At 71.5% G+C, this 21,698-nt stretch carries 16 protein-coding genes, 1 other RNA gene and 1 pseudogene; 9 read left to right on the top strand and 9 right to left on the bottom strand.

The features are described 5' to 3' along the window. Nucleotides 1-76: 76 nt before the first annotated feature. Both VIG76_RS13285 and VIG76_RS13280 read left to right on the top strand, forming a co-directional pair. Nucleotides 77-2,917, top strand: coding sequence for a hypothetical protein (locus VIG76_RS13285; protein WP_331954937.1), 2,841 nt, complete (start codon nucleotides 77-79; stop codon nucleotides 2,915-2,917). After that, nucleotides 2,914-3,696: a zinc ribbon domain-containing protein gene (locus VIG76_RS13280; RefSeq protein WP_331954935.1), complete on the top strand. Its 783-nt coding sequence runs from the start codon at nucleotides 2,914-2,916 to the stop codon at nucleotides 3,694-3,696. The genes VIG76_RS13285 and VIG76_RS13280 overlap by 4 nt, the downstream gene beginning before the upstream one ends. A gap of 124 nt (nucleotides 3,697-3,820) precedes the next feature. Here VIG76_RS13280 and rnpB read toward each other — a convergent pair. After that, nucleotides 3,821-4,198, bottom strand: an RNA gene (gene rnpB, locus VIG76_RS13275) — RNase P RNA component class A. A 12-nt stretch (nucleotides 4,199-4,210) separates the two neighbouring features. Beyond that, nucleotides 4,211-5,032 carry a polyphosphate--glucose phosphotransferase gene (ppgK, locus tag VIG76_RS13270; RefSeq protein WP_331954933.1) on the bottom strand — a complete coding sequence of 274 codons (822 nt, stop codon included), beginning with the start codon at nucleotides 5,030-5,032 and terminating at the stop codon, nucleotides 4,211-4,213. A gap of 73 nt (nucleotides 5,033-5,105) precedes the next feature. Between ppgK and VIG76_RS13265 the strand changes: the two genes are divergently transcribed. Further along, nucleotides 5,106-5,282, top strand: a complete 177-nt coding sequence (locus VIG76_RS13265) for an SPOR domain-containing protein (RefSeq protein ID WP_331954931.1) — start codon at nucleotides 5,106-5,108, stop codon at nucleotides 5,280-5,282. Between the two features lie 23 nt (nucleotides 5,283-5,305). Here VIG76_RS13265 and panB read toward each other — a convergent pair whose 3' ends face one another. Further along, complete coding sequence (panB, locus tag VIG76_RS13260; RefSeq protein ID WP_331954929.1) at nucleotides 5,306-6,118, bottom strand: 3-methyl-2-oxobutanoate hydroxymethyltransferase; 813 nt, start codon at nucleotides 6,116-6,118, stop codon at nucleotides 5,306-5,308. Between the two features lie 150 nt (nucleotides 6,119-6,268). On the opposite strand from panB, the gene VIG76_RS13255 reads away from it, so the two are divergent. The 3 genes from VIG76_RS13255 (at nucleotide 6,269) to VIG76_RS13245 (ending at nucleotide 11,724) form a co-directional block, all read left to right on the top strand. After that, nucleotides 6,269-7,609: a glutamine synthetase family protein gene (locus VIG76_RS13255; protein ID WP_331954927.1), complete on the top strand. Its 1,341-nt coding sequence runs from the start codon at nucleotides 6,269-6,271 to the stop codon at nucleotides 7,607-7,609. Beyond that, nucleotides 7,578-10,574, top strand: a complete 2,997-nt coding sequence (locus tag VIG76_RS13250; RefSeq protein WP_331954925.1) for a bifunctional [glutamine synthetase] adenylyltransferase/[glutamine synthetase]-adenylyl-L-tyrosine phosphorylase — start codon at nucleotides 7,578-7,580, stop codon at nucleotides 10,572-10,574. Before VIG76_RS13255 ends, VIG76_RS13250 begins: the two co-directional genes overlap by 32 nt. 271 nt (nucleotides 10,575-10,845) lie before the next feature. Further along, a complete protein-coding gene (locus tag VIG76_RS13245) occupies nucleotides 10,846-11,724 on the top strand; it encodes a hypothetical protein (RefSeq protein ID WP_331954923.1) in 879 nt (292 codons plus the stop codon). 602 nt (nucleotides 11,725-12,326) lie between these two features. Here VIG76_RS13245 and VIG76_RS13240 read toward each other — a convergent pair. From VIG76_RS13240 to VIG76_RS13225, 4 genes are all read right to left on the bottom strand, one after another. Continuing rightward, nucleotides 12,327-12,680 carry a hypothetical protein gene (locus VIG76_RS13240; protein ID WP_331954921.1) on the bottom strand — a complete coding sequence of 118 codons (354 nt, stop codon included), beginning with the start codon at nucleotides 12,678-12,680 and terminating at the stop codon, nucleotides 12,327-12,329. A 467-nt stretch (nucleotides 12,681-13,147) separates the two neighbouring features. Further along, nucleotides 13,148-13,570, bottom strand: coding sequence for a RidA family protein (locus VIG76_RS13235; protein ID WP_331954919.1), 423 nt, complete (start codon nucleotides 13,568-13,570; stop codon nucleotides 13,148-13,150). A gap of 642 nt (nucleotides 13,571-14,212) precedes the next feature. Beyond that, on the bottom strand, nucleotides 14,213-15,295 hold the full coding sequence (locus VIG76_RS13230) for a DUF1648 domain-containing protein (protein ID WP_331954917.1): 1,083 nt from the start codon (nucleotides 15,293-15,295) through the stop codon (nucleotides 14,213-14,215). Beyond that, on the bottom strand, nucleotides 15,292-15,684 hold the full coding sequence (locus VIG76_RS13225) for a GntR family transcriptional regulator (RefSeq protein ID WP_331954915.1): 393 nt from the start codon (nucleotides 15,682-15,684) through the stop codon (nucleotides 15,292-15,294). Before VIG76_RS13225 ends, VIG76_RS13230 begins: the two co-directional genes overlap by 4 nt. A 646-nt stretch (nucleotides 15,685-16,330) precedes the next feature. On the opposite strand from VIG76_RS13225, the gene VIG76_RS13220 reads away from it, so the two are divergent. The 3 genes from VIG76_RS13220 to VIG76_RS13210 all read left to right on the top strand — a co-directional run bounded on the left by VIG76_RS13220 (nucleotide 16,331) and on the right by VIG76_RS13210 (nucleotide 20,055). Then, nucleotides 16,331-17,374: an acyltransferase family protein gene (locus VIG76_RS13220; protein WP_331954912.1), complete on the top strand. Its 1,044-nt coding sequence runs from the start codon at nucleotides 16,331-16,333 to the stop codon at nucleotides 17,372-17,374. A gap of 320 nt (nucleotides 17,375-17,694) precedes the next feature. After that, complete coding sequence (locus VIG76_RS13215) at nucleotides 17,695-18,378, top strand: DedA family protein (protein WP_331954910.1); 684 nt, start codon at nucleotides 17,695-17,697, stop codon at nucleotides 18,376-18,378. A gap of 381 nt (nucleotides 18,379-18,759) precedes the next feature. Further along, nucleotides 18,760-20,055, top strand: coding sequence for an alpha/beta hydrolase (locus tag VIG76_RS13210; RefSeq protein WP_331954908.1), 1,296 nt, complete (start codon nucleotides 18,760-18,762; stop codon nucleotides 20,053-20,055). A 194-nt stretch (nucleotides 20,056-20,249) separates the two neighbouring features. Here the strand turns inward: VIG76_RS13210 and VIG76_RS13205 are convergent, their stop codons facing one another. Then, nucleotides 20,250-21,095: an HAD family hydrolase gene (locus tag VIG76_RS13205; protein WP_331954906.1), complete on the bottom strand. Its 846-nt coding sequence runs from the start codon at nucleotides 21,093-21,095 to the stop codon at nucleotides 20,250-20,252. Nucleotides 21,096-21,423: 328 nt separating this feature from the next. Continuing rightward, nucleotides 21,424-21,698, bottom strand: a pseudogene (locus VIG76_RS13200) (hypothetical protein); the annotation flags it as partial.

Below are 21,698 nucleotides of genomic sequence, written 5' to 3'. Positions count from 1 at the left end.
GCGAGCCAGGACGGGTAGGGCGGGGAACTCCCCGCGCCTCCCCGACAGGCGCCAGGCGGTCGATACGATGCTCGCCATGGCGGACGACCGGCCCCGCGGGCATGCGGCAGCCGGTCCGGGCGACCAGATCGTCGACGACGACGAGCTCGCCGCCGCACTCGCCGCCGAGCTCGAGCGGATCGCGCCCACCGGCGCTGTCCCGGTGCTGCGGACCTCCGCGGTGCCGTTCGGTCCGCCTGCGGCCCCCCGGGGCGCAGCGCCGATTCCGCCCGCGATCTCGCCCGAACCACCGGTGCCCGCGGCGCGCAGTTCCCGGCGCCCCGCGGCCGACGCCGCCAGACCCTCGCCCGCTGCCGCGCCCCGGAACGCGGCGGCAGCGCCCGGCTCCGAGCGCGGTCCCGCTGCGACGCAGGCCGAGGACGCCCGGCCCGAGGTGATGGCCCCGCGATCCGCCCGACGCGCGGAAAGCCGTGCTCCGGCGGTCAAGGTGTCCCCGCCGGGCTCCGCCGAGCCGGAGCAGCCGCTCCAGGAGCACCATCGGCACGTCGAGACGTCCCGGCACGGCGGCCGCCGCGCCGGCCAGGCGCCCGTGGTCGTCCCCGACGACTCCGCCGTCCCGGTGCCACCGCGCTCGGCCCGCGCGCAGGCGTTCTCCACGACGGGGGAGCACCGCGTCGGCGTGGCCGCTCCCGGCCGCCGGCGAGCGGCCCAGTCGGTCGCCGAGCCGCCGACGACGCAGCCGGTGCGCACGGTGGTCCCCGAGATGGCGGCACCCGACGCCGGGCCGCTCGACGATGTCGCTGCGCCGGAGCCGGGGGTCGCGGATGTCGCCCCCGCGGCTCCCGACCGGGCCGACGTCACGGCGGTGAGCCCGGCCGCCGCGCTGGATCCGGGGGTCGCGGATGTCGCCCCGGCGGCAGCGGACTCGGCCGACCTCGCACCGGCGAGCGCGGTCGCGCCGTCCGCGCCCGCGCCGGGTGCGCTGCAGGACCCGCTCCACGAGACGGGCCCGCTGGCACTGCCGCCGACGCTCTACGAGTCGTGGGAGCGCTCGCTGCGCTCGATCGGTCGTCCCCGCCTCCCGGAGGAGCCGGGCGACGACGTCGCCGAGCACGCCGACGAGGACGCACCGACGATGGCGCTCTCCCGTGCGTCGCTCGGACCCCTGCCGGACCTGCCCATCCCGGCCGTCCCGTCGCGGGAGCAGGAGCCGAGCGCGGATGCGGAGCCGGCGCCTGAGCCTGAGCCGGGACCCGTCGCGCCGGTGCGCCGCCGCCGCTTCCGTGCACGCAGCGCCGACCCGCAGGTGGCTGTGCCCGCGGCCCCGCCCGCGCTCGAACCGGCACCCGCGCTCATCCCTGCCCTGATCCCGCGGGACGAGGAGGACGACGGCGTCGACGAGGTCGACACCGGCATCCACGCCGTCTCGGCGGCCGCGACCGCGGCGGTGCCGCTACCCCCGATGGTCGAGCCCGCCTCGCCGGTCACCGGCACCATCACCGTCGCCGCGGACGGTACCGATGCCGCGGAACGGCGGGCGCCGCTCGGCGGTCCCTCGCTGCTCGCGATGCTGCTGCTCTGGTGCGGCGCGTTCGCATCCCCGGTGCTGCTGCTCGCCGGCTTCGGGCTCGCCACGCTCGGCGCGGGAGGCGCCGCCGCCGGTGCGATGGTCCTCGGCGTCGCCGTCGCCGTGCCGGCGGCGGTCCGGCTGGTCACCGCGGCGGAGACCGATCGGGTGGGCTCGCCGGCCCTCGCCGCCCGGCTCTTCGGACCACGCGGCGGCGTCGTCGTGGCGGCCGTCCTGCTCGCCGCACGCCTGCTCGCCGCGGCGATCGCGATCCTCGCGGTCGGCGATCTCGCGGCGGGCTTCGTCGGCCGGACCGGCGTCGGCGGCGCGTCCTCCGCGGCCGCATCCGTCGCGGCGATGGTGATCGCCGGCCTCGGTGCGGTCGTGGCGACCGTCTGGGCTCGCCGCATCACGCGAGTCGTGCTCGGGATCCTCTCGGCGGCCGCGCTGGTCGGCACGCTCGGGCTGCTGACGGTCATGGCGCCCGCGGTGACGGTGACCGTCGCCGCGGAGCCCCCGCCCGGCAGCGCGGTGGCCGCGGGCGCGACCGCCTTCGCGGTGCTCGGCCTCGTGCTCGCGATCACCGCCGCGGACACGACCCGCACCGCGGCGGGCCGGGTGCGGGGACGCGGCGCGGCACTCGGGGTGGCGCTCAGCGCCGTCGCGGGGCTCGTGGTGCTCGTCCTGTCGCTGGCCGTGGGTCGTGGCGCCGGGGTGGTGGGCGATCCTGCGACGGCGTTCGCCGACGTGCTCGCGGGGGCGACGCCCGCAGCCGCCGCGGGACCGCTCGCGGTGCTGCTGCTCGTCGCCGCGCTGCCGCTGCCCGCGCTGCTCGTCTCGACCGCCGGGGAGACCGCCGCCGTTCTGATCAGCGCCGGGCGCTCGTCGCGCCTCGGGGCCGTCGCGGCCGGGCTGCTCGCCCTGGCGCTGGCCCTCGTGCTGCTCGCGGGCGGCATGGATGCGGGGACTGCGCTTGGAACGCTCGGCCCGGTCCTCGGGGTCCCCACTGCGGTCTGGACGGGCGTGGCGACGCTCGCGCCGCTGCGGCGCGCCGCGGTGCGTTCGGCGTCGGCGGCCCTCACCTGGGCAGCAGCTGGGGCGGTGGTGGTCGGCTGGCTGCTCGTCGACGGGCTGCTCGCTGCAGGCGAGCACAGCCCTGTGCTCGACGCGCTCGGTGTTGCGCGGGACGGCGCGTGGCGCGGCTCGCCCGCGATCGGCCTGGCCGCCGCCTTCGTGCTGGGCATCCTCGCCGCGGCGGTCGCGCGCATCGCGGGCACCGGTGCCGCAGCCCCACCTGCGTCGCGGCTGCGCAGCGGCGGCCGCCAGGCCGTCGATAGTGTGGAGGGATGAGCGTCTCTGGAGTGACCGCCCCTCCGGAGGTGCAGGCGCGGCTCCTCGAGCTGCAGGCGCTCGACGACGAGCTCGGCCGTATCGCCGCCCACCGCCGCCGGCTGCAGCAGGGGGGCGACCTCGCGGCCGCGACCGCCGAGCAGACGGCGCTGCGCCGCCGCGCCGCCGACGAGCGGGGCGCGCTGGAGGACCTCCGGACGCGTCTGAAGCGCCTCGAGTCGGACGTCGCCCTCGTGGAGCAGCGGCTGACCCGGGACCGCGGGCGGCTGAACTCGACCTCATCGGCGAAGGATGCGCAGGGCCTCGAGCAGGAGATCGCGTCGCTCATCCGGCGGCGAAGCACGCTCGAGGACGACGAGCTGGAGCTGATGGAGGCCGTCGAGACGGCCGAGGTGGCCGCGTCCGACACGGCCACCGCGCTCGCGGCGGCCGAGGAGCGCGTGCGCACCCTGCAGGCCGACCGGGACGACGCGATGGCGGGCCTCGCGGAGAACGAGGAGCGGGTGCAGGGCGAGCGCGCGGCGCTCGTCGCCGAGCTGCCCGCACCGCTCGTGGCGCTGTACGACCGGCAGCGCACGCGGTACGGCATCGGGGCGGCGCTGCTCACGCGCGGCGTCTCGCAGGGCAGCAACATGGCCCTGACCGGCGCGGACCTCGCCGAGGTGCGCGCTGCGGCGCCCGACGCGGTGGTCCTGGACCCGGAGAGCAACTGCATCCTGGTCCGCACCGCGGAGAGCGGCCTCGAGCCGACTCGGCCGGCCGGCGGTCCGTCCGCCTGACCGGGCCGCGGCGCGATCGACGAGGTTGCAAACGCAGCAGGTCCTCGGATCCGCATCCGCAGGATCGCGGATGCCGGTTCCTCGGTCGTTCGTGCAGGGACTCCGGCCGATGCTCGGCGCTTGAGGGAACGGGCCGGCGATACGCCGGGTTCTGTCCCGCTCCGTGAAGGAGCGGTGACGGCCATCTATCTCGGGACTGCGTTGCCGCAGCCCTCCAGCGGTCCACCCGGGACCATCGGCGAGCAGCCGAATCGGTCCCTGTTCGACCTTGCTCCGGGCGAGGTTTACCCAGCGAGTCCGGTCACCCGGACCCCTGGTGGTCTCTTACACCACCGTTTCACCCTTACCCCGGCCGCCCGGAGGCGGTCGTGGCGGTCTGCTCTCTGTTGCACTTGCTCTCGGGTCACCCCGGGTGGGCGTTACCCACCGCCCTGCTCTGCGGAGCCCGGACGTTCCTCGGCGGCCACCAGGCGGTGACCGACGCGACCGTCTGCCGGCCCGTTCCGGGGCAAGTCTACGAGGCGGGGGGCGCGGTCTCGTTGGTGGCGCGGACGAGGTGCTCTGCACCGACGCTGGGCCGGTCACCGGAGCCATGGGCAGCGAGGGCGGCGGCGCCGAGGATCCCGGCGTTGTTGCGCAGCGCCGCGGGCACGATCGGGGTGGCGAGGTCGAGCAGCGGCAGGAACTCCTCCGAGTGCTTGGAGACGCCCCCGCCGACGATGAACAGGTCGGGGGAGAAGAGGAACTCGAGCTTCTCGTAGTAGGTCTGCAGCAGCGCAGCCCACCGCTTCCAGCTGAGCTCCTTGCGCTCGCGGACGGCGTTGGAGGCGTGCGTCTCGTAGTCGACCTTGTCGCCGATGTCGAGGTGACCGAGCTCCGCGTTCGGGACGAGGAGGTTGCGGTAGATGATCGCGCTGCCGATGCCCGTGCCGAGCGTGGTCATGAGCACGAGGCCGTCGACGTCCTTCGCGGCGCCGAACTCGCTCTCGGCGTAGCCGGCGGCATCCGCGTCGTTCACGAACGTGATGTCGCGGGCGAGGGCGCGCTCGAAGAGCTGCTCCGCAGCGAGGCCGACCCACTTCTTCGAGACGTTGGCGGCCGACATCGTGCGGCCGCCCCGCACGATCGCCGGGAAGCAGACCCCGATCGGGGCGTCCGCGGCGCGGTCGTCGAGCTCCGCGAGGATCGAGTGGACGACCTCCACGATGTCATCGGGCTCGCCGCCCTCGGGGGTGGGGCGCTTGATCCGGTCGCTGAGCAGCTCGCCCGTCGTCACGTCGACGAGGCCGCCCTTGATGCCGGTCCCGCCGATGTCGATGCCGATCGCCTGGGCCACGGGGCCAATCTATCCTGCAGGCCTACGATGCGATTCAGGCCCCGATCAGGGCCGGGTGGATCGAGGAGCGACGATGGCCGACGACGACGCGTGGTGGTTCAACACGAAGACCGGCCAGGTCGAGCACGGCGCGCAGTCGCCCTGGACCGACCGAGCGGGCCCCTACACGAGCCGCGAGGAGGCGGAGGGCGCCGCGGCTCGCATCGCCGAGAACAGCCGCCGCTGGGCCGAGGACGACCGCCGCAGCTGACCCGGCCGGCGGGCGGCCTGCCGTCAGTCCGTGTACTCGTGCTCGGCGGACGGGTAGCGGCCCTCGGCGACGTCCTCGCGGAACGCCTCGACCGCATCCGTCAGCGTCGCCCTGAGGTCGGCGTAGCGCTTCACGAACTTCGGGATGCGGCCGGCGGTCAGGCCGGCGAAGTCGGTCCAGACCATCAGCTGCCCGTCGACGTGGGGGCCCGCCCCGACGCCGATGGTGGGGATCGACAGCAGCTCGGTCACCTGCTTCGCGACGCCCGAGGGCACCATCTCGAGCACGACGGCGAAGGCGCCCGCGTCCTCGACGGCCTGAGCGTCCGCGATCAGCTCCTCCGCATCCGCCCCGCGGCCCTGCACGCGGTGGCCGCCGAGCCGGTGCTCGCTCTGGGGGGTGAAGCCGATGTGCGCCATGACAGGGATGCCTGCGGAGACGATCCGCTCGATCTGCCGGGCGCTGCGGCGCCCGCCCTCGAGCTTCACCGCGTGCGAGCCGGTCTCCTTCATGAAGCGGAAGGCGGTGGTCAGCGCCTGGTCGGGGCCGAGCTCGTAGGTGCCGAACGGCAGGTCGGCGATGACGAACGCCCGTCGCACGGCGTGCGCCACGGCGCGCGTGAGCGGGATGAGCTCGTCCACCGTCACCGGCACCGTGGACTCGTAGCCGAGCACCACGTTGCCGGCGGAGTCGCCGACGAGCAGGAAGTCGATGCCCGCCTGGTCGAAGATCTCGGCGGTCTGCACGTCGTAGCTCGTGAGGCCCGTGATCCGGATGCCGGACTCCTTGGCCTGCTGGAAGTGCCGGGTGCGCACCTTCGCGCGAGGATCTGCCATGGGTCGAGCGTAGTGACGGGAGCCCGCGGCGAGGCTCAGTCGGCGGGGCGGCTCGTCTGCGCCTGCGCGATGCGCAGGATGGGCATGGCCGCTAGTTTAGGAACGGCCCCGGGAGCGCCCGGTTCCCCCGGAAGAGGAGACGCAACCGACGTGGTCGACAAGCAGCGCGACTTCGTGCTCCGCACGATCGAGGAACGCGGCATCAAGTTCGTCCGCCTCTGGTTCACCGACGTCGTCGGCACCCTGAAGTCGGTCGCGATCGCCCCCGCCGAGGTCGAGGGGGCGTTCGCCGAGGGCATCGGGTTCGACGGCTCGGCGATCGAGGGCTTCACGCGCTCCTACGAGGCGGACGTGCTCGCGCAGCCCGATGCGAGCACCTTCCAGATCCTCCCGTGGCGCGGCGAGATCGACCCGACCGCGAGGATGTTCTGCGACATCACGACACCGGACGGGCAGCCGGCCGCCGCGGATCCGCGGAACGTGCTGAAGCGGGCGCTCGCGAAGGCGGCCGACCACGGCTTCACCTTCTACACGCATCCGGAGATCGAGTTCTACCTCCTGAAGTCGAGCACGATCGGGCCCGAGGGCCCCGAGCCGGTGGACTCAGCGGGTTACTTCGACAACGTGCCGGGCGGCACCGCGCACGACTTCCGCCGCCGCAGCGTGCGGATGCTCGAGGACCTCGGCATCTCGGTCGAGTTCAGCCACCACGAGGCCGGCCCGGGACAGAACGAGATCGACCTCCGGTACGCCGACGCGCTCACCACCGCGGACAACGTCATGACGTTCCGCACGGTGATCAAGGAGGTGGCGATCGAGCAGGGCGTCTACGCGACGTTCATGCCGAAGCCGATGTCCGGCCAGCCGGGCAGCGGCATGCACACCCACATGTCGCTGTTCGAGGGCGACGCGAACGCGTTCTACTCGGCGAGCGGCGAGTACCAGCTGTCGAAGATCGGGCGGCAGTTCATCGCCGGCCTCCTCCGGCACGCCCCCGAGATCACGGCGGTCACGAACCAGTTCGTCAACTCGTACAAGCGTCTCTGGGGCGGCGACGAGGCGCCGAGCTACGTCTGCTGGGGGCACAACAACCGCTCCGCGCTCGTGCGCGTGCCGCTCTACAAGCCGCGGAAGGGGCAGTCCGCGCGCGTCGAGTACCGGGCGATCGACTCCGCCGCGAACCCCTACCTCGCCTTCGCGCTGATGCTGGCGGCGGGCCTGAAGGGCATCGAGGAGGGCTACGAGCTGCCGCCGGAGGCGGAGGACGACGTCTGGTCGCTGTCCGACGGCGAGCGGCGCGCGCTCGGCTTCTCGCCGCTGCCGACGAACCTCGACCACGCCATCCGCATCGCCGAGGAGTCGGAGCTCGTCGCAGAGACCCTCGGCGAGCAGGTGTTCCGCTACGTGCTGGCGAACAAGCGACGGGAGTGGCAGGCCTACCGCGCGCAGGTGACGCCGTATGAGCTCGCCACGAACCTCGAGCTCCTCTGACCGACGGGCGCCGGCCGGCGCCCTGCGGCTGACCGACCTCGCCCGGGCCGGGTTCGACGATCTGAGCGGGTCGGCCGACCGGATCCGTGCCCTGGCGGAGCGGATCGACGCGGATCCCACGCGGCTGCTCGCGCTCTTCGAGCGCCCCGTCGCCGACCCCGACGAGGCCCTCGGGGGCCTCGAGCGGCTGCACGACCGGGCGCCGGACCGCGTCGCGAGGGCGGTCGCGGAGCCGGGGTTCGGGCGGCGGCTGGTCGCGGTGCTCGGCGCGTCGAGCGGCCTCACCGACTTCCTCATCCGGCATCCGGGGGAGTCCGCGGTGCTCGAGGCGCCCATCCCCGAGCCGCTCGGGCCGGATGCGCTGCTCGCCGCGCTGCTCGCGGCGGTCGGCGCCCGAGACGGCATCGCGGAGGCGACCGGTGTCGCGGGCCGGCGAGCGCTCCGCGTCGCGTACCGGAGGGAGCTCACCCGCCTCGCGGCGTGGGACCTCAGCCAGCAGTCCGGCACCACGGCGCTCGAGGCCGTCGCCGCGGCGCTCGCCGACCTCGCCGCCGCCGCCCTCGAGGGGGCACTCGCCGTCGCCCGCGGGGAGATCGCCCAGACCGGGGGCACCGCCGCGCTGGCCGCCACCCGACTCGCCGTCATCGGGATGGGCAAGGCCGGTGCCCGGGAGCTCAACTACGTGAGCGACGTCGACGTGATCTTCGTCGCCGACCCTGTGGATCCGGGCTCCGCGCACGATCCCATCCCGGTCGCCACCCGCCTCGCGATCACGATGATGCGGGTGCTCGACGACACCGACGTGGAGCCGGCGCTCTGGCAGGTGGACGCGAACCTGCGGCCGGAGGGGCGCAACGGCGCGCTCGTGAGGACGCTCGGCTCGCACCTCGGCTACTACGAGCGGTGGGCCCAGGGGTGGGAGTTCCAGGCTCTGCTGAAGGCGCGGTTCCTCGCCGGCGACCGGGCGCTCGGCGACGCCTATGTGACGGCCGTCCGCGAGAAGGTGTGGCAGGCGTCCGCGCAGCCCGACTTCGTCGCGAACGTGCAGCGGATGCGCGAGCGCGTCGAGCAGCACATCCCGGTCGGGCAGGCCGACCGGCAGCTGAAGCTCGGCCCCGGCGGCCTTCGCGACGTCGAGTTCACGGTGCAGCTGCTGCAGCTCGTGCACGGCCGCACCGACGAGGGCGTACGGCAGCGGGCGACGCTGCCGGCACTCCGGGCCCTGGCCGAGCGCGGCTATGTCGGCCGGGTCGAGGCGGCCGAGTTCGCCGAGGACTACCGGGTGCTGCGGCTGCTCGAGCATCGACTGCAGCTGCGGCGGCTGGCGCGCACCCACCTCATGCCCGAGGATCCAGGCGAGCTGCGGCAGCTCGCGCGCGGCAGCGGACTCGCGCCCGACGGCGACGACCTCCTCGAGCGCTGGTCACGCGTGCGGTCGCGGGTCCGCGGGCTCTACCAGCGGCTCTTCTACCGCCCGCTGCTCAGCGCCGTCGCGCGGCTCCCCGCGGACGACCTGCAGCTCACCAGCGAGGCGGCCGAGGCGCGCCTTGCGAGCATCGGCTACCGCGACCCGCGCAGCGCCCTGGGCCACATCGGCGCGCTGACCGAGGGGGTGTCGCGGCGTGCGGCGATCCAGCGCACCCTGCTGCCGGTGCTGCTGCAGTGGTTCGCGGAGGGACCGGATCCGGATCAGGGCCTGCTCGCGTTCCGGCGCCTCTCCGAGCGGCTCGGCGACACGGCCTGGTACCTCCGCATGCTCCGCGACTCCGCCCTCGCGGCGCGACGGCTCGCACGGGTGCTGTCGGAGTCGCGGTTCGTGATCGGGCTGCTGGAGACGCATCCCGAGGCCGTGGCGTGGCTGGAGCGCGACGCGGACCTGCAGCCGCGGCCGCGGGCGGCCCTGCGGGCGGAGACGTCGGCCACGGTCCTGCGGCACGCGACCCGCGACGCCGCTGCCGCAGCGCTCCGCACCGCGCGCCGCCGCGAGGTGCTGCGGCTCGCGCTCGGCGGCCTGCTCGGCATCCTGAGCATCCAGGAGATCGGGCCGGCGCTCGCCGACGTGACGACCGCCCTGCTGTCCGGAGCGCTCCGCTCGGTGCGGCGCGACGACGGGCCGTGGCCCGAGTTCGCCGTCATCGCGATGGGCCGGTACGGGGGAGCGGAGCTCGGGTTCGGCTCGGACGCGGACGTCATCGTGGTGCAGCGCGGTCTCGCGGGCATGGCGCCGGAGGTCGCGCAGCGGCAAGCCGAGGTGCTCGTCTCGGAGCTGAAGCGGCTCACCACCGACCCCCGGCTGCCGCTCGACCTCGACTTCGACCTGCGGCCCGAGGGACGGAACGGCCCGGTCGTCCGCTCGTTCCGCTCGTACGAGGCCTACTACGCGCGCTGGTCGGTCACGTGGGAGTCCCAGGCCCTGCTCCGGGCCCGCGGCGTCGCCGGCGACCGCGACCTCGTGCTCGACTTCGAGGAGCTCGCCGACCGGATGCGGTACCCGGCCGACCTCGACGACGCCGCGCAGCGCGAGATCCGCCGGATCAAGGCGCGGATGGAGACCGAGCGGCTGCCGAAGGGCGCGGACGCGACGCGGCACCTGAAGCTCGGGCGGGGCGGCCTCTCGGACGTCGAGTGGATCGTGCAGCTGCTGCAGCTGCAGCACGCCGCGCGCGTGCCGGCGCTGCGCACGCAGAGCACCCTCGCCGCGCTGGACGCCGCGGTCGGCGCCCGCCTGGTCAGCCGGCAGGACGCGGCCCAGCTGCGGGACGCGTGGATCCTCGCGTCGCGGGTGCGGAGCGCGATCACGCTCTGGACGAACCGGACGAGCGACCTGCTGCCGACCGACCGTGGCCAGCTCGAGGGCATCGCGCGGATCCTCGAGTACCCGCCCGGATCCGCGAGCCTCCTCGAGGAGGACGTGCTCCGCGCCACCCGCCGGGCCCGAGCGGTCTTCGAGCGCCTCTTCGCCTGACGTTCGCGTCGCAGTTCGGGACGCTCTGCCGGGCCTGAAGCGGCCGGAAGTGCGCCACCAACACCGGTCCGGCAGCTCATGGCGCAGTTCCGGCCGCTGCATGGTGCCCAGAGCGGCTCGAACTGCGCCACGGGTGCGGTGATCGTCCTGTGGATAGGTCGCCCCCGGCGCGGTTCGGTCGGCCATCCTCTCCGGCGTGCGCACACCGAGGCCGCTTCCACCACACCTCCTCGACGTCCCGTTCGACCGTTCCGCCCTCCGGGAGACCGGGATGTCCGAGGGCCGGCTCCGACGGCGTGATGTCTCGCGTCCGTTCCGAGGCGTCCAGGTCACCTCGAAGCCCAGCACGGTCGAGGAGGCATGCCGCGCCTACCTCGTCCGGCTCCGGCCGGGGCAGTGGTTCAGCCACTCGACCGCAGCACTGCTGCACGGGCTCCCGCTCCCCGAACGGCTGGAGGTCGTCGCACCCCTGCACGTCAGTGCGGTCCGGCCGCAGATGCCGCCACGAGCCGCGGGTGTCGCGGGTCACCGGCTCTCCAGCCCTCCGCTCACCGTGCTGGTGGACGGCATCCCCGTCTGCGTCGCGAGCGAGGCCTGGTGCCAGCTCGGAGCGACCCTCACGCTCGACGAAACGATCATCGTCGCCGACGAGCTCCTCGAGCGCGCACCGCTGTGCGAGGCCGACGCCGTCGCGGTCCTTCGCCGTCGCATCGCGGCCACCAGGCGGAACGGTGCAGCGAACCTCGAGGACGCGCTCCGCGAGGCCAGGAAAGGAGTGCGGTCACCGGGTGAGACGCGGGTTCGACTGCTGCTCGTTCGAGCCGGAGTCATGGCCACGGAGCTCAACGCGCCGGTGACCGACTCCGTCGGCCGGATCCTCGGCCACGCCGATCTCGTCTGGCGGGCAGCCCGGCTGGTGCTCGAGTACGAGGGCGACGGACATCGCGTCGACCGGAAGCAGTTCCGATACGACATCGAGCGCTACGAGGTGTTCCGGGACGCCGGATGGGAGGTGATCCGTGTCACCGGGGACGACCTCGTCGGCTCACGGAGGGACGCACTCGTCGAGCGCGTGAAGCGAAGACTCCGAACTCGCGCTGCCCGATCGAGCGAGTTCGGGTCGCAGTTCGAGAAGCCATCCGTCGGATGAAGCGTCCCGAACTGCGACCCGAGTCGCAGTTCGGAGGGTCAGACCCCGAAGTAGAGCTCGAACTCTCCCCGGCGTGTCGCACGGTGTTGGACAGTGACTGGAGCCGCGGAAACTCGCGGTTTTTGTCCTGCCCGGTGACGGCTGTAGAGGCAGAGAGTGGCTCGCTTGCGGACTTTTTGCGGACTTTCTGCGGACTGGCCGACCTACGACGGGCACGCGCAGATGCCCCTCGGCGCTCCCGATCCGGACGAGACTCAGAGGAGGTGCTGAAGCCGATGGTTCGCGTCGCAAGCGCCCACTCCCGGAAGGAAGCGTCCGGGGTCACGTCACACACTGGGACGTCTCCGCGGGCCTCCATGGCCAGATCAAGGGTCAGCAGCAGGGCTCTGACACCGACCCGAGAGCGGATCCGACGAGGGCAGGCTCCGCGACCGTTCACGACGGCTGATCGAGAAGAAGGGGCTGTTCCACGTTGCCCGGGGCGAGCCCTTTGGCTCGGCGGGGGCAGGGGCGGACGCCGGAAAGCACCGTGTCGCGATCGCGTAATTGTGGAGGGCATCCCTGCGCTGCCGGCAGTCGCGCAGCGTCGGTGCGTCCGCGACTCAGAACAGGGAGGCGCCCGGCACGGCCGAGTAGACGATCCCGAGCGCGCCGAACACCACGACCGCCACGAGGACGAACCCGACCAGCGGAGCGACGAAGGCGGCGCGGCCTCGAGCGCGGAGTCGGAAGGCCGCAACCGTCGCGGCGACCAGCACCACGGGGAGCCCCGCCAGCCCGATCAGGAGGCCGACGGAGAAGCGGGTGTCGTCGCAGTGCACGTCCACACAGCTGTCCGCGATGAAGGCGGACAGCCCCACCATCACGAAGCCGTACGCAGCGGCCGCAGCGAGGAGGATCCCGAGCACCACCGTGATCGGTCCGTCCCAGCGCCGCATCGCCGCCGTCCTGTCCATGCCTCGACGGTAGTGGCGCCGATCCGACCGGTCCGGTCGTGGACTACTCGATCAGCTTCGACCGGCCCCTACAGATTCGAGCGGGCAGGAGTGGGCCGACTTGATCGCACGTCTCGGAGCAGGGTTCCGATTCGTCGCAGCAGGGTGCGGCGTCCTCTGAGACTCGACGGGTTGAAGCCGCGCCGCACTCCCGTGAAAGCCGCGCGTCGCCCTAGATTCTCGGGTGTGACAAGCATCGCGTTTGCGCTGATCCCTTTGCTGTACCTCGCCGTGCCTGCACTTCTCCTCTTGCTCCTCTACTGGATCATCCGTAAGGCAGTTGCGGCCGGCATCCGAGACGCCCGGGACGAGCCGGAGAAGCTTCGCTCCCGGATGTAGTTCCGGAAATCGATCGCGTCTCACGAGCAGGCGTGTGGCATTCCGCCGGCGGTGAGTTCTGGACCTCGTCGTTGGGTGGAGGAGCGCGGTCAGTCGACGAGTGCGGCGACCGCTTCGATCTCTACGAGCTGGTTGGGCCAGCCGAGGACGGTGACTCCCATGAGGGTGCTGGGCGGGGTGCGCTTTCCGAAGTGGTTGTGCACGACCGCCCAGACCTTGGCAAGGTCCGTCTGTACTGCTGAAGCGACGAGGGCTCGCACGAAGACGACGTCGTGGACGGTGGCGCCTGCTGCGGCGAGGGCGCGCTCCATGTTCTCGATGCAGGCGGAGGTCTGTTCAATGAAGTCGCCTGGGGCCACCACGTGCCCGTCGACGTCGAGCGGGCAGGCTCCGGCGAGAAAGACGGTCCTCGCGTGCGGGGGAGCGGTTGCTGCGTACGCGTACGGGACGGTCTCTGAGATGGCTTCGCCGGAGTGGTTCTCAGAAGCTGTCTCAGAACTCCGTCTCGTCATGGCGTTACGGAGCCAGGATTGAGACGCCGCCTCGACCGGCGTTCCACCCGGAGGCCGTGTGACGGGTACGGCTACGGGGCTGCGGCACGAACCCGTCGTTCGCCCCGTCGTTCGGAACGATGGGTTCGGCGACGGGTTTCGGCTCGTTTTGTCCCGTCCTGGCCTGCCTCCTCAGGCGGGGCTGCTTGCGAACCACCCGCAGCACAGCGCCAAAAGAGGGCTTGTGCTGTGGGTGGTTCGCAAGTGCAGGAGGCAGGCCAGGACGGAACAAAACTCGAAGAAGAGAAGAAGTGAAGAGAAGAAGAGACAGGAGGGAAGAAGAGGGAATGGGAGGAGAAGAGGGAAAGGAGGTGACAGGCGGGGGAACTCGGTGGTTGGAAGGTCTGATCTGATGCTGAGACGCAAGGGGGCGGTTTGAGAGCGAGTGGGAGGTTGAGGAGGACGAATCAGCAGGCGGGACGCGGAGGGGTTGGTTCATTCTCTACTGCGCGGGGGAGTGCGGACGATCCGGCGAGTGATTGGCAATGAACCGTTGGTCTGGGACGCGGGCTTGTTCATAGCCCCATGCCGTCGAGCAAAGACCGCAGGCGGGTCGTGCCGATCGCGCAGGTCGGTTCGGCCTGTGGGTTCGCTGTGCCGGCGTCACCTCCCGAGGCGGAGGACGATGAGAAGAGTGATCAGGCCGGCGATGCCGGCCAGGAGGATCGCGGCTTGTGGGTTCCCCGCGTTGACCGTCCAGCCGAGGCCGTAGCGGCGGGGGACGAACAGGGCGTGGTCGGCGCGGTTGATGTAGAGGAGTCCGCCTCGCCATTGCTTGTCGTCGTCCCGATGAACGAGTCCGGTTCCTTCTTCGACGGGCTCCCAGTCCCGGTTGTTCCGGGCGAGGACGATGACGGCCACAAGCACGCCGGCCAGGACGGGAACGACGATGGTCAGCGGTGCCCATGGGGTGATCGTGCCGGACCACATCAGCAGCGACGATGCGAGCATCCCGAGGTCGATCATCGCGGCCAGCCCGAGGAGCGCCTTGGCGCCGAGGACGGTGTAGCGGCGGAACCACCTGGCGGAGCCCGCGGGCCGGGCCGGGTCGAGGTCGGCTCTGCTGTGGAAGATCGCTGCCGCGATGCCGACGAGCAGTGCGGTCAAGCCCACTTGCACGAACACCAGCGAGAACGCCGTGCTCACGGACTTGACCGCCAGACGGTCCGGCACGCCGTTCGCCGTGTAGTGCACTGCGAGGATCTCGGGCATCGAGGGGTAGCGGACCACGCCGATGAGCACGGTCGCGATCGTGATGATCAACGGCGGGGCGAGCCAGAGCCACGGGAATCGCGGGGGACGGGTCCGCAGTTCCGTGTCCACCGCGATGCCTTGGCGCGTCCCCTCGTACCATCCGCCGGCGGCCTTCGCCGCTCGTATCCCGTGGTGGGCGAGGACGAAGCATCCGTACCAGGCGCCGACCAGGACGAGCACTGACAGTGGCAGCATCAGCGTCTCGCCGGTCACCGAATAGAGCGTGACGCTCCCCGCGGCGGCCAGGACCCCGCTGCCGAGCAGCCTCCCGCGGTAGAGGCGGATCTGCTTGGTGATGGCGGGGTCACTGACATGCGCGGGTGGGATCCGCACTCCGAAGGGCACGGTGGGGTCGGCGATGGAGGGCAGCGCCAGACCGATGGCGAGCACGAGCGCGAGCAGTGCCGAGCACAGGACGATTGCGAGAGTCATGCGGTGTCCTCGAGCTGTGAAGCGTTGAAGGTATGGAGCACGTCGTGGCAGGCCGTGAGTACCTCGTCGGCCGGGACCCCTCGTGCGACCGCTTCGGCGAGCAGCGTTCGTGCCCGCGCGGTCCAGTCAGCGCGAAACGTGGGGTTGGCAACGGGTGCGATCACGACCGCGCCGGTCTTGCGGTTGAGCCGGATCAGCCCCTGCTGGCGCAGGAGTTCGTAGGCCTTGTTCACGGTATGGAAGTTGATCCCGAAGTCGGAGGCGAGGGTCCTCGTCGCCGGCAGTGGGCTGCCCTCTGAGAGGTCGCCAGCGGCGATCGCCTCCACCACGCGGTCGCGCAGCTGCTGGTAGAGGGGCACGTCACTGGACAGATCAACCGTGAGGATCACCTCGCCGCACCTCCTATGATCTATGAGTTATAGAACAAAGCACAACTGGGCGCAAGGGTTGGTCTGCCCTCTCGACCGGCCTACTGAGCGCGCGCCGTGCCACGGGCCAAGGAGTGCAGCGGTGCGAGACCGTCCGTCGCGCGATCAGCGGCATGACGTGTGGACGGATTCGACCGGACATCTTGCAAAGAGGGAGCCGCAGCCTCCCACTCGGGACTCGGTTGCTTGGATCGCGAGTCGACGCCGAGGACGCCATTCAGGTGGCATGGGCTGCGCCCGGCGCGGAGCACCGCGACCCGACATCGGGAACCTGCGGTCGGCTCACCCGCATCCGGCCGCCGACGCCGAGGCCGAGGTGTGGTGCCCAGGGACGTGGGTCGAGGTGGGGTCCTGCCCGGTCCTCACGTTCCTCTCAGCGCCTCCCCGTACCGTGGTCCACGCGGTGCTCGCGCCGCCCAGGGGAGCGTGCCTGTTGGGGCGCCTTGTCAGGTTCGACTCCTGAGCTCTCCACCCGCAGTCGGTCGCTCGGCAACCATGGGGGCACCCGTCCTCTCCGGTGGGCGGCGCTTGGGGCGAGCGGCGGTCCTGCCTCGCCCCTGCGGGTAGGGCCGAAGCCGTGGCTCGTTCCTTGACTGAGTTAGGTCCGATGTCGATTCAAGAACTCGGTCCGGACCTGGCCCGGCCGAAACGGTCTGGCGGAATCGACGCCGTCCGCGTACTCGGCGTCGTCGCGGTCGTCGTCGCCCATGTGTGGGCCAACGACACGACGCGGCTTCTGTTCTTCCCCTGGCACGTGCCCGTGTTCTTCTTCCTCACCGGCTACCTGTGGAAATGGGACCGCGCCTTCCGGCAGGAGTGGTCGGCCCGTGTGAAGGCTCTCGGCTACCCGTACCTCACGTGGTCTGTCCTCGTCATGGTCTTGTTCACGGCACTTGCCAGCCACCCCTTCTCGGTGCAGTCGATCGCCGACCTCATGTACCGGGACTACTACGCCCTGCCGCCATTCCAGACCTTCTGGTTCGTGTCGGCCCTGTTCTTCGTCGTGCTGCTCTACCGGATCGTCTGCTGGCTTCCCCTGTGGGGGCAGTGGTGCGTCGGGCTGGCCGCGCTGACGATCGGCGTGTACGCGGGCCCCTGGCTGGCGAATTCCCCACTATCGGTGGGGGCGAGTGTCAGCTGCCTCGTGTTCGTGATCGCGGGTGCTTCCGCGCGCCGCGTCCCGACGCCCGCACCAGCACTCGTCGGGGCGCTCCTTCTGGCCGTCTCGGCCCTCCTCGTGGCGCTCCGCGTCTCGGCTCCCGTCGACTTGAGGGCAGGCAATCTCGGAACCCCGTACCTCAGCCCTGTCGTTGCGGTGGCGATCTCCTTCGGGCTGGTCCTCGTCGCCGAAGCACTGTTCAACCGGCTCCCTTCCAGAGTGTCCACGGTCACGACCGGGCTCGCAGTGCCGGCGCTGATCGTCGTCCTGCTGCACCCGGCCGTCCTGTGGATCGTCGAGCCGGGCAAGGTCGGCCGCCCCGTCGAGTTCGGGCTCGCCCTCATCCTTCCGTGGGTGGCTGGTCTCGTCGCAGTCAGGACGCCCGCCTCGGTGTGGCTGACCGGAGCCGGTTCGCGATCGGGAAGACCGTCCCGGCATCCCCTGCAACGCCAGGTCTTCGAGATGCGGCGCCCTCGCCTCTCGCGGAGGTGATCAGACCGGGCAAACCATGGAGTACCCACGCGTGAGCCTCCGGACACGTTGGGGGGATCCAATGCGACTCGCCACCGGTAACTCGAGACCGGTGGGGTGGGACGGCACAGTCATATAGCGCTTCCCATGTCGAAAGCGGCTGAACGAGTTCGTTCCCGTCGCGAGCACCACCCGCGATCGCGGCCGGCCCTCGGCCCATTGCGGAGGTCGTGAGGAGGCCCGCACCGGCACACAGCCACAAGGAGCAAGATCTCGGCACAAGAGAGCTCGCTGCCAGCGACCCCGGCGGCGGCGATGGCGGCGGCGAAAGGACGACCGCGATGCATGCGGTTGTGCACACCCTGTTGGCGCTGCCTGCCGGGCTGGCTTACCTCGCGGTCGGCCTGCTGGTGTTCTCCGAGGACGCGTTGTTCTTCGGCTTCCTGATCCCCGGCGAGACAGCAGCGGTCGTCGGTGGCGTGCTGGCCCACCGAGGGCACGCCGTCCTGCCGGCCATGATCATCGTCGTGGTGGCCGCTGCCATCCTCGGTGACGGCGTCGGGTACGCGGTCGGACGACGGGTCGGGCCCCGGCTCCTCCGCAAGGGCCCGTTGCGGCTCCTGGAATCACGAGTGCGCCGGGCGGAGGACTTCATGCGCGTGCACGGTCGCCCCGCCGTGCTGCTCGGGCGATTCGTCGCGTTCACCCGCGCGCTGATGCCCGCCCTCGCGGGGATCTCCGAGATGCCGTACCGACAGTTCCTCGCGTTCAACGCGATCGGCGGTGCGCTGTGGGGGAGTTCCTTCGTGATCATCGGATACGTCGCCGGGCGTTCCTACGAGGCCGTCAGCCGCGGGGCCGGCGAGGGCGCGGCCATCATCGTGGTCGTCGCAGTGGTCGTGATCCTCGTCGGCTGGCATGGACGACGACTGGCCAAGCGCGCACTCACCCGGTCCTCCACCGTGGTCCCCAAGAGCGTGAGGCCTCCGGCGGACGAAGACCGTTCGCGTGGCTCCCGCGCGTAGGAGGGACACGCAGGGCCCCATGCACCGCTCACGACGCTCCGCCGGAAGCCGGCCATCCGATGACCTGACTCCACTCCTCCTGACGACTGAGTCTTCGGACTCGCCGAGGCGGTTCAGTGGCTCCTGCGGTTGATCTCGAATGATTGAGGCCCAGAATCCCGACGTGGGTCGAGCCGAGGAGAAGTTCGAGTTGAGCAAGTCGGTCGGCTACGTCCCGAACCGGGTATCAACCGCTCCGCAGGCTCCGCGGGAGGCTGCCCTGCAGCCGCTCGGCCTCCACACCACCCCGTACTCCTGTCCGGGATTTCTGCAGCACCGACCGGGCAGGTCGAACTCCGCTCCCGCGCGCGGAGGCTTCGTCAGCCGACAGTCGATAGCGAAGTGAGCGCCATCCTCGCGTTACCGATCGAGGCCGTCCGGGTGCTCGCCCCCGTCTACGGGATCGCCGCGGTGCTGGTCGTCGCCCTCCTGCTGCCGGTACCAGGGGTGCGGGGGCGCCTCCGCGTCTGGTGGCCGATCGCCCTCGCCGCCGCGGGTCTTGGCGCGCTGCTGGGATCCCTGGCGGTCTGGCTCGTCCTCGACGTCCAGGATGTGTTCGGGGTGCCGGCCTCAGAGGTCATCCGTGCGGCGGCCGCGACCGCCGGAGCAGGCGTCGGGCTCGCGGTCGTCAATCTCGTCCGGACGCGGTGGTGGCGGAAGGTCGTCGCGGTGATCGCGATTCCGGCGGTCCTCGCCGCGGGCGGTCTGATGATCAACCGTGATGTCGCGTACTTCCCGAAGCTCGGGGACGCCCTCGGGGTCACCGGCGCGTCCACCCTGTCCCTCCACCATTCCACGGTCGCGACAGTGGATCTCCACCAGTGGCAGCCGCCGACGTCGATGCCGGCCGAGGGGACGGTGGGGACGGCGGATATCCCCGGCCTCGTCTCGCATTGGAACGGGCGCCCCGCGTGGGTCTACGAGCCGCCCGCGGCGCGGACCGCTGATCCGCCGAAGCTGCCGGTCGTCATCGCGTTCTCCGGTGAGCCAGGGGGCCCCTCGGACCTGTTCATCGCCGGCGGCCTGCAGGCGAAGCTCGACGCGATCGCACGGGCCCACCAGGGCGTCGCGCCCATCGTCGTCGTACCCGACCAGCTCGGCTCCTTCCGCAACAACCCGATGTGCCTCGACTCCCCGATGGGGCATGTCGCCACGTACGTCACCACCGACGTCCGCACCTGGGTGCTCGGACACCTCCCGGTCTCGACCAGCCGCAAGGACTGGAGCGTCGCCGGATTCTCCGAGGGAGCGACGTGCGCGGTGCAGTTCGCGGCCGCGGATCCGCAGATCTTCGGTTCCTTCCTCGCCATCTCACCGGAGCTCGCCCCCGTCGACCACTCCGTCGCTCGCACAGTGCGAGAGGCGTTCCATGGCAGCAAAGCGGCCTACGAGGCCGCGCAGCCGATCGCGGTCATGCGGAGGACGGGCACGTACCACGACACAACCGGGCTCTACTGCGTCGGCGCCCGCGACGCCCGTTACGGGCGGATGCTTCCTCCGCTGCTCGCCGCTTCCAAGCAGGCCGGCATGACCGTCCAGTCCACGAAGCTCCCCGGCGTCGCGCACAACTGGAACACCGGGGCAGCCGGTTTCGCTTGGGGACTGCCGAAGCTCGCCGCCCTCTTGAACCTCCCGTGACCGACCCGCCCGTAGTACGCGTGGTCGCCGTGGCGACCGGAGCGAACCCACCGCGGCAGCCCGGACAGTCATCTCGGGCGGCGACCGGCAGCTGACGGGGGCTCCACCGAGCGCACGTCGAACCGGCCCCGTCGCCCGGACCCCGGTGCAATCGGGGGCCCTGCGGTCGGCAGCCCCGCGGTTCCGCAGGTCGGCTAGACGTTCGCGAAGATCGTGGCGAAGTCTCGGCGCATGCTGACCGTGGTCCATCCGTGGGTTCGTGATGCTGCGAGGGCCTGCTGGTCGGTGTAGGAGTACTCACGATCGGCGTCGTCGTGGTTCACGAGTAGCGCGAAACGAGCACTGTCCAGCAGCTCGAGGTCACCCATGGTGTTGCCCGCCGCCAGCAGAGCGGTACCACCGGTTCGATCCCAGAGATGCGCCGGCTTCCCTGGGCCCTGGTCCGGGAGGTTCAGCTTGCGCTTCCGGACCAGGCGTCCGTCGCGGTACTCGACCTCGACCTCGGTACCGATGACATGCTCGCGCCGCGCCCCATACGCGGACTCCGCCATCGTCCGGAGGAAGTCACGGGAGCTGCCCGAGACGACGTAGACGGTGAACTGCAGTTCGCGCAGCAAGGCGGCGAGCTCGAACATGGGGGCGTAAGTCAGAGCCGGCCACGGGCGTCCGAACCTTGGATGCAGGTCCGCGCGCAGGAACGCCGCAGCCTGCGACTCGAACTCCTCGACCGTCTTGCCATCGAACCGATCAGCCACGAGTTCTTGCGTGCCGGGGCCGGTGAGACCGGGGAAGAGCTCTCCTGCGTGCTGGACCAGCGTTGCCGCCCGGCGCTCATCGGGCAGGCTCTCCAGGAACGCCGACAGCGCGGAGGTCGGCTTCTCCGGTGCAAGCGTCCCGTCATCGTCGAAAGCCGCCAACCGGCGCTCGACCGGAACCGCACCTGCACCTGCTGTCACGAGGTGCAGGAAGTCCAGGATCGCCGACTTCGTCGACGTCTCGCGCCATGACGCAAGCGCCGCGTGCATCGCCTCAGGGGTCATCCCTGATCCTCTCTCGTCCTGGATCTCTTCGCGTCATCCGCGCGGCCAAGCGGCCTGATCGCCCCACGATGCTCGCCGCCGGCCGGCTTTGTGAACCTGGCAGGCGCGGCCGCAAGCGGGCGGCGCTGGAGAGCGGCGGTGTCGCCGCGCACGGGGAGGGGGACCAACCCTGGCCTGCGCTGCCGCCTCCCGGTGAGCGGACTCCCGAGGCCCTGCCTGCCTTCGAACGGTGAGCCTGGGGAGCGCGTTCGGTGGGACGCCCGCTGACACCGGCTCGCCGCCGCTCCACTGAGAGCAGAAGTCCGGGCGGCTAGGAGACCTCGAAGTGTCAGCCGGTGGCTGCGACGGAGCAGGTCTCCTGCGCGGCGGTCTGGCCGCGGAGGCCGTTGATCGGTTTGGTTGCCGCCTTTCCCGCAGGTGTTGTGCTGCCTGTTTTCGTTGGCGCGGTCGTTGCGACCTTCGTGCTCGGCGTGCTCTTCGATGCGGTCGTGCTGTAGCCGTGGGTGGTCTTGCTGAGTTGGACGGGCTGGTCGGCGGTGATGCGGTTGAGCAGCGCGGGGGTGAGGCTGGAGTCGGGCACGACCTTGTTGGTGTTCGCGGGGT

It is taken from the genome of Amnibacterium sp. (genome assembly GCF_036559085.1).
In the GTDB taxonomy this organism is placed as follows: domain Bacteria; phylum Actinomycetota; class Actinomycetes; order Actinomycetales; family Microbacteriaceae; genus Amnibacterium.
This window is presented reverse-complemented; position numbering and strand designations above follow the sequence as displayed.